The following is a 16,929-nucleotide window of genomic DNA, read 5'->3' on the forward strand; positions in this document are numbered from 1 at the left end:
CCCCGATATTTCCAATGCATCTAATGCTTTCCAGGCACATGCCAGATCTGTGTAGTATATTTTTTGAGCAAAAGCCAATTATCTGGCATGAGGCCTATTTTTCGTTGGTTGTTGACGGTTTTGTGACGCTGTGCTGGCGCCATTAATTTGCCGCTGCTTTGGGTGATGGAAGGCTTTGTTGAACCCCAGGATTGGCTGTTCGGGAATGGAAACAGGTTGGCTCTCGACTCTCTGGTGAGCGGGGGCGTTGTCATCGGTTGCGAAAGGGAGTCATTCACATGGCTGGCATCAATGCAGTGGTAATCAAGGTTATCGGTCAGGTATTCGCGGTTGGTCCTGGCGGGGAAAGGCGCCTGCTGGTTGAGGGAGACCGGGTTTTGGCCGGAGAAAGGGTGATCACCGGCGAGGCTGGTGGTGTTTCTTTGGCTCTGGATGACGGTCGAGAGCTTGATCTGGGCAGAGAGTCTTCGTTCCTGTTGAGTGACTCGCCTCCTGCGGCGGATGAGCCGATGGATATCGAGGCTATTCAACAGGCCATTGCAGCAGGTGCTGACCCGACCTTGCTATTTGAGGCTACGGCCGCTGGCCCGGGTGCTGGCGCAGCCGGTGGTGGTGAAGGCGGGGGGCACAGCTTTGTATTGCTTGACCGCCTGGATCTGCGGGTCAACCCGCAGGTAGGCTACGATACGGCCGGTCCCCAGTTCGCTACGCTCGATATTCCCCAGGATGAAGATCTGTTCTTCGCGCAGGATGAGGAGTTACCGCCGCAAGAGCCGCCAGTGATCAGTATTCAACCAATTGGCGGTGCCGATGCTTCGGTGACAGTGGAAGGCGGAGTGCTGGAGTTTCTGGTGACCTTGTCGGCTCCCAGCTCTGTACCCATTACCTTCACCTGGACCCTGAGTTTTGGCACTGCCGAATTAGCTGATCTGCAAGCCGGGGTGCTGCTGACCAATACGGTGACCATCCCTCCGGGGGTTACCAGCTATGTAATTTCGATTCCCACTTTTGATGACGATATCTATGAAGGTGGCCCAGGTACCTTTGAGGACCTGTTTATCACCATCAGCGACGTGATCGCCGCAACTCCCGGGCAGACCCAGGTTACCGGGCTGATCGAGGACAATGATCCGTTGCCGGTGGTCAACATCGTTGAAGTAGCCGAAGGCGTTGGTGCGGTGACGGTGGAAGGCGGCAATCTGGTGTTCCAGATCAGCCTCAGCGGTCCGTCCAGCGAGCCGGTCGAGGTGTTCTGGGAACTGGTGCTCGATGGCACGGCTGAAGAAGCCGACCTGATCACTCCGGTGACCTACAGTGGTTCGGTAATCATTCCCGCTGGTGAAACCAGCGCCCAGGTCATTGTCCCCACCTTCGATGACGACATTTTCGAGGGCGGCCCCGGCACCTTCGAGGATCTGAGTTTCAACCTGACCGGGGTAACTGGTGCCGGGCTCGGCACGGTCTCCAGCGTCAGCGGCCAGATCGAAGACAACGAACAACTGCCGGTGGTCAACATCGTTGAAGTGGCCGAAGGCGTTGGTGCGGTGACGGTGGAAGGCGGCAATCTGGTGTTCCAGATCAGCCTCAGCGGTCCGTCCAGCGAACCGGTCGAGGTGTTCTGGGAACTGGTGCTCGATGGCACGGCTGAAGAAGCCGACCTGATCACTCCGGTGACCTACAGCGGTTCGGTGATCATCCCCGCTGGTGAAACCAGCGCCCAGGTCATTGTCCCCACCTTCGATGACGACATTTTCGAGGGCGGCCCCGGCACCTTCGAGGATCTGAGTTTCAACCTGACCGGGGTAACCGGTGCCGGGCTCGGCCCGGTCTCCAGCGTCAGTGGTCAGATCGAAGACAACGAACAACTGCCTACCCTGGATTTGGAGGTCAATGCCAAGGGGATTGGCGCGGTGGTCGAGGAGGGGGGTGATCTGGTGTTCAAGGTCAATCTCAGCGGTTTGTCAGCCTTTGAGACCAGCGTGGACTGGACCATTACCTTTGGCACTGCCAGCCCCGATGATTTGACCGATCCGCTAACCCTTAGCGGTACCCTGATCATTCCCGCTGGCAGTGCCTCGGGCAATATCGTGATATCCACCTTCGATGATCTGCTGTTCGAAGGTGGTCCAGGTACCTTTGAGAGCTTGTTCCTGACCCTCAGTAATCCGGTCGGGGCTCAATTGGGTGTCAGTGTGGCCAAAGGGCTGATTGAAGATAATGACCTCCTGCCCGAAGGCACTGCGGACAAGTACAAAGTTATCGAAGGGCAGGTGCTGGATTCGGAAGCTGACGGAGCGATCCAGGGCGTGCTGTTCAATGACCAGCCAGGTTTGAGTGTTGCCAGTGTTTCACTCAATGCCGATGGCAGTGACCCACAAGCGGTAGGTCCTGGCGGCCTGGTGTTCATGACTGCTTTGGGAGGGACGTTGACGGTCTACGCCAATGGCGAGTTCGTCTATCAGGCGCCGGTGCTGAATCATCCGTTGGATCAGGACTATCTGCTTGATAGCTTCTACTATCTGGCCTCCGATGGCACCAACCTGTCTGAGCCGATTAAGGTCAGCATCAAGGTCTTCGATACCGAGCCGGTCATTGAGGCGGTCGAAAATCTGGTAGTGGACAATACCGCAGGAGTGACCATCGGAACCTGGAGCTATGACCCCGGTGCCGATGGCTTGCGTCAGCAGATGGCTGACCTGGAAAGCGGCATCAACCTCAGCTTCGACAGCTCTGGTTTGAACGGCACCTTTATCAGTGAGCGCGAAGATGTCTATCAGGGCGGCGACTATCTGGGTGAGAAGCTGACGGTCAAGGTCCAGGATGGAGATAATGTCTATACCTTCTTCACCCTGTTCATGAAGGTGGACGGCACCTACGAGTTCGACCTGATCACGCCCAATCCGACTCTGTCTGAGACTAATACCTTCGACAAGAACATCGGCGGCAATTTCTCTGAGTTGTGGACCGAGCAGATCTTTGGCGCCAGCTTCAATTCCTCCACGGATATCCGTTTCACCGGAGGCGGTGGGGCCTCGGTCAACTCCAGTACTCAGGGCATTGGGGTTGGTAACAACTTCATCAGCGCTGGCCAGTCACTGAACATGGCGTTCTTTGTCGCTGATGGCGATGGCAACACCGCAACACACCCGACTGAGCAAAAGGAAATCAACATCGCCAGTCTGAGCTTCTTCTTCGCCGGAGGCTCGGGATCGGCAGTGATCAACATCCTGGTCAAGGATGAAAATGGGGCGACTATAGCGACCCTCAATGGCGTCGATATCAGTCATGGCGCTCCGGTGGCGGTCAATGCCCAGGACCTGAATATCCAGGGGTTCTACGAGCTGACTGTGCAGCATGTTTCCGGTGACCAGATGCGTCTGCGCACCTTGAGCACGGAGGTGGAAATTCTGCCGGCGGATCAAAAGCTCAACTTCAATGTTGAGATTGTTGACGCCGACTTTGACGCAGATGATTTCGACTTTACAGTCGATATAGCCACACCGGTGATGAGTCAACTGCTGGTCGGTACTTCTGCTGATGATGTGCTCCCCACTGGGACGGGGGATGCCATCGCAATTGGTGATGTGAAGGGCATTCTGAGTGTTGAGAATCCTGACAACTACAACATAGTTTTGATTGCTGACTTGTCCGGCAGTATGGCGTTCAACTCAGGAACGCCAGGTCTGACCCGGGTCGAGCTGATGAAGCAGGCCCTGACCAAGCTGGTCAATGATCTGGCCCAGCACAACGGCCAGGTCAATGTTCATCTGGTGCCGTTTGGCACCAATATCGCTACGCCTCAAACCTTCAACCTGGGCAATCCAGCTGAAGTAGCGCTGTTGCTGGCTGCGATCATGGCCATGGAGGCTACTCTGGGTGGCACCAACTATCACGCGGCCTTGCTGGCAACCGAGCAGTGGCTGGATGGGCAGGTGCCGACGACACAGGGGTTCCACAACAAGGTGTTGTTCCTGACTGATGGCAATCCTACCTACCATTTGAATAATGGTGGTAACCCGGTCTCTGGAGGGGCCGGAGATACGACCAGCGCTGCCAATTTGTCCAATGCAGTATCGGCCATGGCGTCGCTGGTTGGCAGCCACGATGTGGCAGTCAGCGCGATTGGTATCGGCGCCAATATCAATGAGAACTACCTGCGGTTCTTCGACAATACCTCGGTGACAGGAAATGCCACGGTACGGATTGGCGGAACCAATATTTCCGGTCCGGTCGGTCAGGTCGAAATCGTCAATACCGCTGAGGATCTGGAGTTGGCTCTGAGCGGTGCGGTCGACCTGGTACCCTTTGTTGGCGATGACATAGTGATCGGCAGTGATGGCGATGACATCCTGTTCGGTGACACCATCAGCTCCGATGCGCTGGGCGCGGCCTACGCCGGGCAGGGCTATCAGGGATTGGTCAATTATTTGACCGATCAGCTTGGCCGGGCTCCCACCACTGAAGAGCTGATTGCCGAGATTCGCAGCGATCCGCTGAAGTTTTACGATCCGAACAACCCGCTGGGTGGTGACGATGTGCTGATTGGCGGTGCCGGTAATGATCTGCTGTTCGGAGGGGCCGGTGATGACGTGCTGATTGGCGGCCCGGGCAACGACATCATGTATGGCGGTCTGGGGGCCGACACTTTCGTCTGGCAGTCCGGTGATCAGGGTAGTGTCGATAGCCCGGCCGTTGATATCGTCATGGATTTCAGCCTGGCCGAGGGTGATCGTCTGGATCTGAGTGAGTTGCTTGGCGGTATCGACGCTGGCGATATCTTCAGTTACCTGCAAGCGGAGGGGACGGTGTTCGAGGGAGTGAACAGCACCCTGCTGAAGGTCAGCAGCAGTGGCGATGTGGCCGATGCGGTGGATCAGCAGATCCTGCTCAAGGGCGTCAGTTGGAGCAATGCCGACATCAGCAACATGCTGGCAGATCCGGACCCGAGTCTTCTGGTCTGAGCCGTAAGAGGTGAACAAGGGCCGGCCTGGGTGACCAGGACCGGCCCTTGTTCTATAGTGGCTGCACTACCAGCGGTAAAAGCCGGGGGCGAGGATGTTTGTCAAACGCGATGAACGGGGCTGGATCATCGATGCGTCACTGGACGCGCAGGCTGGTTACCACGAGCAGTTGGCCGATGATCATCCGGAATTGCTCGACTGGGGGCGTCAGCAGGCGGCTCTGGCCAGTCTGCAGCGGCTGCGTGACAGCGACCAGGATCTGGTCCGGGTGATCGAGGATCTGGTCGATGTGCTGTTGCAGCGCGGAGTAATCCGGATCACCGATCTGCCCGAGGCGGCGGTGGCCAAACTGGATCGCCGCTCCCAGGCTCGTGCCCGGCTCAGCGAACTGGCGAACCTGATTGATCAGGATGAAGGCGGTCCGCTGATCTAGGAAGCCTGATTAGCCGCTCAGCCAGCCTGCTCCTGCCAGCTTGCCGGCTCTGCCAGGGCCCGTCCCTGCATGGCTTCGATTCCCAGGCTGATCAAGGCCTGAATCTCTCCTTTGGTTTGTACCTGCTCGGCGATCAGCGGCAGATCAATCCGTTGTGCCGTTTTGACCAGGGCTTCCAGGTACAGATGTTTTTCCGGGGCCTGGTCCAGGTCTCGAATAAAGCTGCTTTCGATCTTGAGATAGGCCAGCCCGATCAAAGCCAGTTCACCAATCAGACTGAGTTGGCGGCCAAAGTGCTGCAGGGCCAGTTGGCAGCCGCTGGCTTTGAGGTCGGCTGCCAACTTGCCGACATCCTGGCTGTTTTGCAGGTAGCGAGCGTCGATCTCCAGAGTCAGATAATGGGCGCCGTTGTGTTTGTCCAGTTGCTGGCTCAGTCGTTGCCGCTGCTCAGGATTATGCAGGGTGTCGGCGGTGATGCTCAGGGCCAGGGCGCCAGGGTGTTTGTCCAGATGCGCCAAAGCCATGCTCAGCATGCACTGATCAAAGGCTCCTGCCAGCCCCAGACGTTCGATCCAGGGCAGGAACTGCCCGGCACTCATCAGTTGGCCCTGGGCGTCGGGGAGCCGTACCAGCAGCTTGTGATGCAGTACCTGGGTCTGGTCCTGGCCGCCCATGGCTGGTTGGAAATGCAGGACGAAACGGCGCTGCTCGATTGCCTCGCTGAGCAGGGTACGCCAGCCGTGGGCGGTATCGACTATTTGCCCGGCATCAGCCGGGCGATAGCCCGGTTTGATTCTCTCGCCTGCGGTGCTGGACTCGGCCAGCGCCTGATCCATACGGCTCAGTACCTGGGCATTACCATCGCCTGGCCGGTAACCGGCAATTCCCAAGGCTATCGGCTGATGCTCCACCTGGCTGATCAGGTCTTCCAGGCTGCTGGCCTGGGTTGCCAGTTGACCGGCCAGCGCCTGAATGTCTTCCAGCTGGCTGCCGGGAGCCAACACCAGAAACTCTCCCCCGCGTGAACGGCAGCATAGCCAGGTCGGATGGGCTGCCTGAATAGCTTGCAATGGGACGGCCATGGCCTGGAGGATGGCATCGGTACGAGCGGCGCCCAGGGTCTGATTGAGCTGGTTGAGATTGCCCAGGCGCATCGCCAGAAGAAAGCCATCGGGCGTTTCGCCTGGCGTCAGCGCGGCCTGCAGGCCGTGCTCAAAGGCCAGTCGGTTGGGCAGGTCGGTCAGGCTGTCATGGTAGGCCTGGCGACGGTAAAGCTCGGTCTGTGCCGCTTCCTGCTCGAACAGATTCTTGAGTTTGCCAACCATCTGGTTCATGGCCAGGACCACATGGCGCAGTTCCGGTGTGCGTGGCACCCGGGGCAGGGTGCGATATTCGCGCCGGGTAATGGCTTCGGCCTGGTCGGCCATGGCCAGTAGCGGGCGCAACTGGCGTTTGAGCAGCAAGGCGCCGAGCAGGGCGCTAATCACGCCACACAGCAGCAGCCAGCCGAGAGTGCCCAAGGCACTGTCCCACAACCGGTTAAGGGCGAACTGCGGGTGGCTCAACACCTCGACCCGGGCGAACTGTTGCCAGCCGCGCATGATCAGCGCATCGCCGCCCTGGGCCTCTAGGTTGACCAGTCGTACGAACCAGCCAGGTGCGCGGGTTTCGTCGAGGCTGCGGGTGCGCTCGACCAGCACCTGGCCGTCGGCAATAGCGACTACCCGGATGCTGGCGAAATAGCCGCTATCAAAGATCGAGCTGACCATCAGCTCAATCATGGCTGGATCTTCGACATGGGGCGTCAGCGATAGCCCGAGGGCCGTGGCCGCGTCCTGGGCGTGCGAGCGTAGCTGAGTCTGGAGCTGATCTCGGGAGTTTTCCACACTGACCAGAAAACTCCCGCTGAACGCTATCAGCAGGAACAGGCAGATGGCCAGGAGAAGCTGTTTTACCAACGACATGGTGTACTCCTCATCCTCATGGTGCCGTGAACTCGGTGAAACCTTCGTCACGCATTTTCCGCAACAGGTCCTGCCAGCGTGACAACTGCTTGGCTGAGCCGGTTTGGGTACTGCCGCCGGCGCTGGCAAGCCAGAGCCCTTCGGCGTTGAAGCTGTAAACCGGGATCAGGTCTGGGCGCTGCGAGGCAGGACGGATCTCGTCAATCAGGTTGTCCAGTACCAGCGGCTCGCTGTCCGGTGTCCGGTAATAGGTCAGTACCATGTGGGCCTGATTCAGCTCCACAGCCTTGACGTAGGTCAGACGCAGATGATCATTGGGAATGCCCAGTCGGCGCAGGCTGAAATACTTGGCGATGGCGTAGTCTTCGCAGTCACCGGCGCCTTTGACCAGCGATTCGACCGGGGTGGCCCAATAGTCAATCTCGCCCCAGATGTCGATGTCGTCGGCAAAACGCAGGCGCTGGTTAAAAAAGCGGTTGACGGTGTTCAGCAGGCTTTGGGTGTCGCCATTGCCCGGATTTTCAAGCAGCGCCTGCCATTCCTGCAGGCGCCAGCGGGCCTGCATATCCAGGCTATAACGCTGCTCGGCACGGGTGATGATTCGGGAAAAGTCCCAGCCGTAGCCAGCCAGTGATACCAGCATCAGGCAGGTCAGAACAATGGGCCAGAACCTGGGGCGAACTTTCACTGTGGCGGGCTCTCACTCGGTCGGGAGCGCTAGGCAAACTCTGAACAGGGTTGCTTTCGTCATTGCGAGGGCCGTAGGCCCGTGGCAATCCATGACGCGTTTTCAGCGGTTCCCTGAGTCCGATGACCACAGTGTAGGCAAGGGATGCCGTCCTTGCATAATGATGGCACCGGTCTGACCGGTGCCGGCGGTTCAATGGCGTGACAGCAAGGCGGGCTTGGGCTTGTCTTCCGGGGCGTGGAACAGCAGGAACAGTTGAGTCAGGACTTCCGGAATATGGGCCAGCATGTCCTCGACCATTTCCTGGTCACGGGCGATCTCGGCGAACTCGGGCTGATCCTCGAACAGACCGGAGCCGACCATGACCGGTAGCAGCAGTTCGCTGACCGCTTCTTCTTCATTGTCGAACCAGTCTTCTTCGCGCAGGAAGACGCCTTCCATGAAGCCGATACACCAGCTACGCAAATCGGACTCATCCGGCTCGTCACCCAGACTCAGTTCACAAGGCAGTTCGATATCCTCGTCGCTGGCCAGTTCCCGGGCGATGCGAGCCTTGAGTTCGACCAGAGTCCCCTCGATGTCGGCCTGCTCCTGATCGTCCTGATAATTCGGCTCTTCAGCGAACAGTTCGGCGATCCACTCGTCTTCCGGAACTTCGACCGGGCTGATGCACAGCGCGGTCAGGTAGCCATGCCCGGCAAGATAGTCCAGCGCCTCGTCATGCAGGTCGTCGGCGTCGAGGAACTGTTGCAGGCGTTCAAGTTTGGCAGCAAAGGACATGGGAACACCTCGTGGTCGATGATTCAGGCATTGTACGCATGGCCGGCGCAATTGCCAAAGGCTGAGTGCGTCCCGTCAACATTGACTATATGGCTGTGCAAGGCTGGTATAATCGTCGGCTTTCGACCGCCGAGCCCGCTCAGGGGCTATTGACCAAGGGGAAGCATGCGCGAGCAAGCGTTACAACGGCTGCGGGAGGTATTTGGCTACAGTCAGTTCCGTGGCCAGCAGAGCGATATTATCGATCAGGTAGCCCAAGGTGGCGATGCCCTGGTGTTGATGCCGACCGGTGGCGGTAAATCGCTGTGCTACCAGATCCCCGGCCTGTTGCGTTCAGGGCTGACAGTCGTGGTGTCGCCGTTGATCGCGCTGATGGACGATCAGGTCGCCACGCTCAACGAGCTGGGCCTGCGAGCGGCAGCCTTGAATTCAACCCTGGATGAGCAGGCTCAGCGTGAGATTGCCGATAGCATGCGCCGCGGCGAGCTGGAGTTTCTCTATTTGGCTCCTGAGCGCTTGGTCAAGCCCCGAACTCTGGCCTTTCTGCAGAGCCTGGAGATCGCCCTGTTTGCGATTGACGAGGCCCACTGCGTGTCCCAATGGGGGCACGATTTTCGCCCGGAATACCTGCAGCTCGGAGTCTTGGCCGAGCAGTTCCCCGGGGTGCCGCGCATTGCCCTGACCGCTACTGCCGATGAGCGTACCCGTCAGGAAATGATCCAGCGTTTGAAGCTGGAGCAGGCGCGCTGCTTCGTATCCGGTTTCGACCGGCCGAACATCTTCTACCGGATCGTACCCAAGGACCGGCCTCGCCAGCAGTTGCAGCAGTTCCTGGCCCAGCACCGGGGCAATGCCGGCATTGTCTATTGCATGTCGCGCAAGAAGGTCGAAGACACTGCCCAGTGGCTCAGTGAACAGGGCTGGCCGGCTTTGCCCTATCACGCCGGGCTCTCGGCGGAGCTGCGCAGCTATCACCAGAAGCGCTTTCTCAACGAGGAAGGGCTGATCATGGTCGCTACCATTGCCTTCGGTATGGGAATCGACAAGTCCAATGTGCGCTTTGTTGCCCATCTGGACCTGCCCAAGAGCGTCGAGGCCTATTACCAGGAAACCGGCCGGGCGGGTCGGGATGGCTTGCCGGCCGATGCCTGGATGGCCTATGGGTTGCAGGATGTTCTGATGCTCAACCAGATCATGGCCAACTCCGAAGGTGATGAGCGGCACAAGCGCATTGAGCGGCACAAGCTGGATGCCATGCTGGCTCTATGCGAGTTGACCAGTTGCCGGCGCCAGACCTTGCTGGGCTATTTCGACGAAACGCTGGCCGAGCCTTGCGGTCATTGTGATAACTGCCTGGAGCCGGTAAGCACCTGGGATGGCAGCGAGGCGGCGCGCATGGCACTGTCGACGGCCTACCGCAGCGGCCAGCGTTATGGCGTTGGGCATCTTATCGATATTTTGCTGGGACGCGACAACGACAAGATTCGCAGCGCCGGTCATCAGCATCTGTCTACATACGGGATTGGCAAGCAGCTTAGCGAGGCAGACTGGCGCTCGGTTTTTCGCCAGTTGATTGCCCGCGGCCTGATGGATATCGATCTGGATGGATATGGCGGGCTGCGTCTGAACGATAGCTGTCGTCCTTTGCTGCGCGGTGAACAGGGGCTGGCGTTGCGTCGCGATCCCAGTCGCTCGGCACCGTTGCCGGGCCGCAGCAGCGATCGCCCGGTGATCGCCGACGCCGATCGGGAGCTGTGGGAGCGACTGCGGGCGTTGCGCAAGCGCCTGGCTGAGGCCCACAGCGTGCCGCCTTATGTGATTTTCCCGGACTCAACCCTGGTCGATATGCTGCGTCAACGGCCTGCGACGCTGCAGGATATGGCGCTGGTCAGCGGGGTGGGTGCCCATAAGCTGGAGCGTTACGGGGCCGAATTTTTGCAGGTATTGCTTGAGGGGCAAGGCCGTGATCCGGCGGCTGAGAGTGCCCAGGGCAGCGCTCGCGAGGCTGTAGCACTGGCCTTGGCCGGAATGGGGGCGGAGCAGATTGCGCACCAGCTCGGCCAGCCGGTCAAGCAGGTCTGGATGCAGTTGGCGCAGGCGATCAGTCTGGGGCAGTTGGCGTTGGAGCAGGTGCTCGATCTGCCGGCCGAGCAAATCGAACGCTTGCAGGATGCCTTTCTCAATGATGGCGGCGATGAGCTGCCTGGAGTGCGGACCTTGGCCCGGCAACTGGATGAGCCGGTGGACGAAGGCATTCTGCACTGTATCCGGGCTGCTCTGGAGCTGGAGATTTCTGGCGCCTGAGGCTCTTGCCAGGGCGCCAGAACTATCGTCAGAAGGTCTGCCCCAGATTCATGTACAGCGCCCGCTCACCCTCCTGGTTGGCGCCAAAACCGAGGAACAGCGGGCCGAGCAGGGTGTCCATGCCAACCATCAGGCTGCCGGCACCCATATAACCGGTGTCGAAGCCATCGTCGTCCTTGTTGTAAACCCGCCCGTACTCGAAGCTTCCGCCCAGATAGAGCGGCAGACTGACCGGCAGGAAATTGCCCGGGTTCAGTTGCCGGTAGTAGATTACCCGACCCATATTGTAGTTCTGACCGGCCAGGCCATTCTGGCGGAAACCGGAAAACCTGCCGATGCCGCCGAGCAGGAAGCTGCTCTGGGCCACATCGACCTTGCTGTCGGTACGGCCAAGGAAGGCGCCCAGTTGCCAGGTGTTGGCTCCGAGACTGAACACCCGGTTGTACTTGAACTCGGCCTGGCGGTAACGCTCGTTGGCTCCCAGATCCGGTTCTGACAGACGCCAGACCAGTTTGCCCTCGTCACCCGCGCGCGGGAAGTTGACGTTGTCCAGCGTGTCGCGCTCAAGCTGCAGGGTGTAGAACGCTTCCTCGAAACTGAAGGACGGGGAGTCGGGGTCGCCAACCCGGACCTTCGATTCGCCCCAGTAGCGTGACAGGCCGAAACGTACCTCGCCGTTGTTGGCGATTTGTCGGCCCAGATTGATACCGCCGCCGTAGCGTAGCTGCCGGTAGTCGACGACCGGATCGTTGTCGATGATGACTTCGACGTTCTGCGATTCGACATCGATAAAGGGCGCAACGAAATAGCGTGAGCCAAAATCCAGGGGCTGGTAAAACTCGCTGTAAACGAGCTGGTGCTGGCCGATTTGCAGGCGAGTCAGCCATTCGGCGCCCAGGGGGTTGACGCCGTTGACCCGGTAACTGGCACCGATATTGAAATAGCTGCCGCCACGGAAATCATCGACCAGGTTGAGGCCCAGGCGCAGATAGTCGGTCCCGGTTTCCCGGCCGCTGGTGCGCACCAAAAGAACATTGCGCTCATCTTCGTTGACGATCTCATAATTGACCCGGCTGAAATAGTCGGTGCCGTAGATGGTGCCCATGTCCTTTTCCAGTCGCTCGATATTGAGCGGCTCGCCAATTTTCTGGCGCAACAGGTTGCGTACGACCTGATCGGACACCTTGCCACTGTTGATAATGCGAATTTCATCGATCACTGGGGTACGGACCGGGCGAGTGCTGGCCAGATTACCGCCTGGCTCAGCCTGAGAACGCAGTGCCAGTAGGGTTTGACCGTTGCTGTCTCTGAGACTCTGCTCGCCGGCGGCAATCGCTTCGGCAATTTCGGAGAAGCTGCTAAAGCCCATATCGCCCAGCGCTGGCTGCAACAGAAGATCATTGGGGCCGAGGGTCGCCAGCTGTTTCTCGGTATTGGCCCGGGTCAGCAGAGTGGTGGTCTGATCCATGATGTCGAGGATCGAGTTGAGATCGCTGGCGGATTTGAGCGGGGTGCCGATGTCGACCACGATTACCCGGTCAACACCCATGCTGCGGGCAACATCCACGGGCACGTTCTTGCTCAGCACCCCATCGACCAGTAGCCGGTCACCGATCTTGACCGGCGAGAAAAAGCCGGGCAGGGCGATACTGGCGCGAATAGCCTGGGGCAGATGGCCCTGGTCGAATACCACGGCCTCACCGGTGGCGATATCGGTAGCTACTGCCCGGAACGGAATTGGCAAACGGTCGAAGTTTTCGACATCGTTGGTGTGAACCAGCAGGGTCTCCAGAGCCAGGGTCAGGTTTTGGCCCTGCAGCAGGCCCAGAGGCAGACCCAAACGGCCACGGTCGAAGGTCAGGCGCTGCTTGACCAGGAAATCGCGGTCATCCTGTTTGCGCCGGTAGGGAATGTCCTCGCGCATGGGATTGTCGCTGAGGGTGTTCACCCAGTCCAGTTCCAGCGCTATGGCCTGCAGCTCATCGGCACTGTAGCCGGCGGCGTACAGACCGCCAATCACCGCACCCATGCTGGTGCCGGCGATCGCATGAATGGGAATGTTGAGTTCCTCGATCTGTTTGAGGACGCCAATGTGGGCCAGGCCGCGGGCGCCGCCGCCCGACAGTACCAGACCAGTGCGCAATTGATCTGCCTGCGCCTGCAGTAGCGGCGTCAGGACAACCAGCAGAACGAAAACAAGGCGTTTGAACATGATGCAAGCCTGAGATGGGCGGACGACAAATCCAGCTATTGTATACGAGGCTGGGAGCCGCGGCATGTGCAGATCCTTGTCACTGGGCGGTCATGTTTTCGCCATGTTGCTGTCACCAGGCGGGGTTAGCTTGGACTCAGGCTGAAGAGGAGAGTCCTCATGACCCAGGTAGAAACCCGGCGCCCCGGCGCCAAACAGCGGGTTCGCACCCTGTGGATATCCGACTTGCATCTGGGTACCCGCGGCTGTCAGGCCGACAAGCTGACGGCTTTTCTCAAACGCTACGACTGTGACCAGCTTTATCTGGTCGGCGATATCATCGATGGCTGGCGGTTACGCAAGGGCGTCTACTGGCCGCAGAGCCACACCAATGTGGTGCGTCGGGTGCTGACCATGAGCAAGCGGGGAACACGGGTCACCTATGTCACCGGCAACCATGACGAGTTCTTGCGCCGTTACTCGGTGCTTATGCTGGGCAATATCGAGCTGGTGGACGAGGCTGAGCATGTTACAGCCGATGGTCGGCGCCTGCTGGTCATTCATGGCGATCAGTTTGATGTCATCACTCGCTGCCACCGCTGGCTGGCGTTTCTGGGCGATCATGCCTACGAGTTCAGTCTGGTACTCAACCGCTGGTTCAACCATTGGCGCAGCCGGTTCGGTTACGGTTACTGGTCGTTATCGGCCTACCTCAAGCAGCGGGTCAAAAAGGCCGTCAACTTTATCAGCGACTTCGAAGATGCGCTGGCCCACGAGTGCGTCAAACGTGGCTACCAGGGTGTGGTTTGCGGGCATATTCATCACGCCGAGATTCGTGAGGTCAGCGGCATCGACTATCACAACTGTGGCGACTGGGTGGAATCCTGCACCGCGTTGATCGAGCACTGGGATGGACGGATCGAGCTGTACCAGTGGCACGAAACAGCCAGCCAGCCTGAGTTGCAGATGGTCGAGGGTGAAGCGGTCGCTAAATAATTACCTTGTCGCGCAGCTTGCGAGCAGCCTGCTCCAGAGCCTCGACAATATCGTCCTTGTCATAATTGCGGATGTGGCTGGTGTCCAGGTACATCGAGAAGCCCGGTTTCTCATGCTCGACAAAGCTGGGCGCGGCACCCAGGTCGCGCCGTAGACCGACCACTTCGTAGATCTGCACTGGCTTGGAAAAGCCCTTGACTCCGATTTGCCCCTTGTCGCGGCACATGATGGTGTCCTTGATCAGGGAGTAGGTCTCGTGGGAAATCAGGATTTCACCCGCCTCGGCGGCGCTTTCCAGGCGACTGGCCAGATTAACCTCGCGGCCGATGATGGTGTAGTCCATGCGGCTGTGGGCGCCGAAGTTGCCGACCGTGCAATAACCGGTGCTCAGGCCCATGCGGATTTCCAGCGGACGAGTGATGCCCTGGCTGCGCCATTGCTGGCGCAGTACCTTCATATGTTTGCGCATGGCAATGGCCATGGATACCGCCGCCTCGGCGTCCTGCTTGGCTCCCTGGGTGAGCGGGTCGCCAAAGAACACCATCACGCAATCGCCGATGAACTTGTCGATGGTCCCGCCATATTGCAGGGCGATGCGCGCCATTTCGTTGAGATAGTTATTGAGCAGGTCGGTCAGGGCTTCAGCTTCCATCTCCTCGGCCAGCTCGGTAAAACCGCGAATGTCGGAAAAGAATACCGTGAGCTTCTTGCGTCGGGTCTCTAGGGTGACACTGCGCTTGCCGGAGAAAATAGACTCCCAGACCTGCGGTGACAGGTATTTGGACAGATTGGTGGCTAGCCGGGCGGTCTTTTCCTGCTCGACCCTGATGGCGCGCTGAGCCTGCTCCAGGCTGTTGCTCTGGCGGTAGACGAAGGTGGCGATCAGGCCGATGAACAGGCCGCCACTGAGCAGGCTGGCCAGCGATACCAGCAGGCTGCTGTGCAGCATCGGTTCAGGCATCAGTAGCAGGGCGCTGGCAACCAGTCCGATCAGTACCAGCAGCCAGGCACTCAACAGATAGAACGGGCCTCCGCTAATCAGGCAGGCAAAGCTGATCAGTAGCAGAAACATCAGGCTGGGCACCAGATTGAACTGGGCCAGGGTGATGAATACGCCAACGTGCAGAGCATCGATGGCCAGCAGACCCAGGCGCTGGTTTGGGCGCGAGTGAACCAGGCGCGGGCCGATCAGGCGAATAATCAGTGGGTAGAGCAGGGCATAGCCAATAATGCCCAGGTAAACCAGGTCATAGCCCTGCTGGTAGCCCATGGCCGCGAAGCTGATGGCGACGCACAGGTAAGCGATCATCCGCGAATGGTAGCCTTCCACAGGCGGCTTGGCCTGTTGCATACGGGGCTCGATGCTCATGCAGTTCCCTGATCAGATAGGTCCGGAGTCCGCAGCGGCGTGGGGCCGGCTGCTCGGACTGACCGGGCCGATCATAATATGCAAGACGGCCCAGGGGAACACTGGGCCGCTGATTCGGTTTGCTCGGAGCTTCTCAGGCCTCCTGAGCTTTGGCGTACATCGAGTTGCGTGGAGCGGCGAACACCCGGCGCAGCATGGGTTCGAAAAACTCCAGTGGCTCGTTCGGGTAGTCTGGATCAAACGCCGGGGCATCGTACTTGGCGCAGAACTCGGCGGTGTAGGCGTACAGCGGGTGATCCTTGAACTGGTCGCGCAGATGGCGATCCATGCCCAGGTGATGGAAAAAGTAATAGCCCTGGAAGACGCCGTGCTTTTCCACCATCCACAGGTTTTCCGGTGAGACGAAGGGCTTGAGAATGGCGGCGGCAATGTCAGGGTGGTTATACGAGCCCAGGGTGTCGCCAATATCGTGAAGCAGGGCGCAGACCACGTATTCCTCGTCACGACCGTCGCGGTGGGCACGTGTGGCAGTTTGCAGTGAGTGCTGCAGGCGATCGATCGGGAAGCCCCCGAAGTCGCCGTCGAGCAGTTTAAGGTGGGCCAGAATACGCTCTGGCAATTCCTTGGCGAAGGGACGGAAGTGGCCGGAAATGATATTCCAGTCTTCGGCGGTTCCTTCCTGCATGGCACGGAAGCTGGCGCGTTGTTCGCCCATCACGGTTCTCCTCGGTTGTTCTTGGTTTGTCGAGGCAGGGTAATCGCTAACCTGGGTGGGGACTGTCGCGTCCCCGACAGTCGGCACAAGAGCCCTAGAAACGAATCCGCCCGGTAAAGGCATCACGCAGCATGACCCAGTCGCCAATGAAGCTGTACAGTGGGTACTTGAACGTGGCCGGCTTGTTCTTCTCGAACAGGAAGTGACCAACCCAGGCGAAGCCGTAGCCGGCTACCGGCAAGGCCAGCAACCACCACCAGTTTTGGCTAAGCAGGGCGTAGGCCAGAATCAGCAGTACCAGACAACTGCCGACATAGTGCAGGCGGCGGCAGGTGTCATTGCTGTGTTCGCTGAGGTAGTAAGGGTAGAACTCGGCAAATGACTTGAATACCGGAGTGTCGTTGGCGTTTTGGGACGTGGGTGCTGACATGGCGGTTTCTCCAGGCTTTTCCCGTCACTATAGTGTAGCTCCCCTGGTGCCCGGCATGACCTGGGTGGCCAAAGCTGTGGCGTAGACGGTTTTTACCC

11 protein-coding genes are annotated in these 16,929 nt (G+C 59.1%); 4 read left to right on the forward strand and 7 right to left on the reverse strand.

Annotated features, from left to right (window positions below; translation table 11 throughout):
* Window positions 1-278 precede the first annotated feature (278 nt).
* Both C2846_RS06015 and C2846_RS06020 read left to right on the forward strand, forming a co-directional pair.
* Window positions 279-4,961 carry a retention module-containing protein gene (locus tag C2846_RS06015; protein ID WP_119700957.1) on the forward strand — a complete coding sequence of 1,561 codons (4,683 nt, stop codon included), beginning with the start codon at window positions 279-281 and terminating at the stop codon, window positions 4,959-4,961.
* A gap of 94 nt (window positions 4,962-5,055) precedes the next feature.
* Window positions 5,056-5,394 carry a hypothetical protein gene (locus C2846_RS06020; RefSeq protein WP_080050042.1) on the forward strand — a complete coding sequence of 113 codons (339 nt, stop codon included), beginning with the start codon at window positions 5,056-5,058 and terminating at the stop codon, window positions 5,392-5,394.
* A 17-nt stretch (window positions 5,395-5,411) separates the two neighbouring features.
* Here C2846_RS06020 and C2846_RS06025 read toward each other — a convergent pair whose 3' ends face one another.
* The 3 genes from C2846_RS06025 to C2846_RS06035 form a co-directional block, all read right to left on the reverse strand.
* Window positions 5,412-7,358: an EAL domain-containing protein gene (locus tag C2846_RS06025; RefSeq protein WP_119700958.1), complete on the reverse strand. Its 1,947-nt coding sequence runs from the start codon at window positions 7,356-7,358 to the stop codon at window positions 5,412-5,414.
* A 16-nt stretch (window positions 7,359-7,374) separates the two neighbouring features.
* Complete coding sequence (gene lapG, locus C2846_RS06030; protein ID WP_338067858.1) at window positions 7,375-8,004, reverse strand: cysteine protease LapG; 630 nt, start codon at window positions 8,002-8,004, stop codon at window positions 7,375-7,377.
* A gap of 234 nt (window positions 8,005-8,238) precedes the next feature.
* Entirely contained in the window at window positions 8,239-8,826 is a 588-nt protein-coding gene (locus C2846_RS06035; protein ID WP_080050045.1) for a YecA/YgfB family protein, read from the reverse strand.
* Window positions 8,827-8,991: 165 nt separating this feature from the next.
* Between C2846_RS06035 and recQ the strand changes: the two genes are divergently transcribed.
* The gene (gene recQ / locus C2846_RS06040; RefSeq protein ID WP_080050046.1) at window positions 8,992-11,130 is read left to right on the forward strand and encodes a DNA helicase RecQ; all 2,139 of its coding nucleotides are present in this window, start codon (window positions 8,992-8,994) and stop codon (window positions 11,128-11,130) included.
* A gap of 28 nt (window positions 11,131-11,158) precedes the next feature.
* On the opposite strand, the gene C2846_RS06045 is transcribed toward recQ, so the two are convergent.
* Entirely contained in the window at window positions 11,159-13,342 is a 2,184-nt protein-coding gene (locus tag C2846_RS06045) for a patatin-like phospholipase family protein (protein WP_119700959.1), read from the reverse strand.
* A gap of 159 nt (window positions 13,343-13,501) precedes the next feature.
* Between C2846_RS06045 and C2846_RS06050 the strand changes: the two genes are divergently transcribed.
* Window positions 13,502-14,317, forward strand: a complete 816-nt coding sequence (locus C2846_RS06050; protein WP_080050048.1) for a UDP-2,3-diacylglucosamine diphosphatase — start codon at window positions 13,502-13,504, stop codon at window positions 14,315-14,317.
* On the opposite strand, the gene C2846_RS06055 is transcribed toward C2846_RS06050, so the two are convergent.
* The 3 genes from C2846_RS06055 to C2846_RS06065 form a co-directional block, all read right to left on the reverse strand.
* Window positions 14,310-15,686 carry an adenylate/guanylate cyclase domain-containing protein gene (locus C2846_RS06055; RefSeq protein ID WP_119700960.1) on the reverse strand — a complete coding sequence of 459 codons (1,377 nt, stop codon included), beginning with the start codon at window positions 15,684-15,686 and terminating at the stop codon, window positions 14,310-14,312. The two genes, C2846_RS06050 and C2846_RS06055, sit on opposite strands and share 8 nt — an antisense overlap.
* A 133-nt stretch (window positions 15,687-15,819) precedes the next feature.
* On the reverse strand, window positions 15,820-16,401 hold the full coding sequence (locus tag C2846_RS06060; protein WP_119700961.1) for an HD domain-containing protein: 582 nt from the start codon (window positions 16,399-16,401) through the stop codon (window positions 15,820-15,822).
* Between the two features lie 94 nt (window positions 16,402-16,495).
* Window positions 16,496-16,831 carry an Mpo1-like protein gene (locus C2846_RS06065; protein WP_080050051.1) on the reverse strand — a complete coding sequence of 112 codons (336 nt, stop codon included), beginning with the start codon at window positions 16,829-16,831 and terminating at the stop codon, window positions 16,496-16,498.
* Window positions 16,832-16,929 lie beyond the last annotated feature (98 nt).

The organism is Pseudomonas jilinensis (assembly GCF_003586265.1).
Taxonomy (GTDB): domain Bacteria; phylum Pseudomonadota; class Gammaproteobacteria; order Pseudomonadales; family Pseudomonadaceae; genus Halopseudomonas; species Halopseudomonas phragmitis.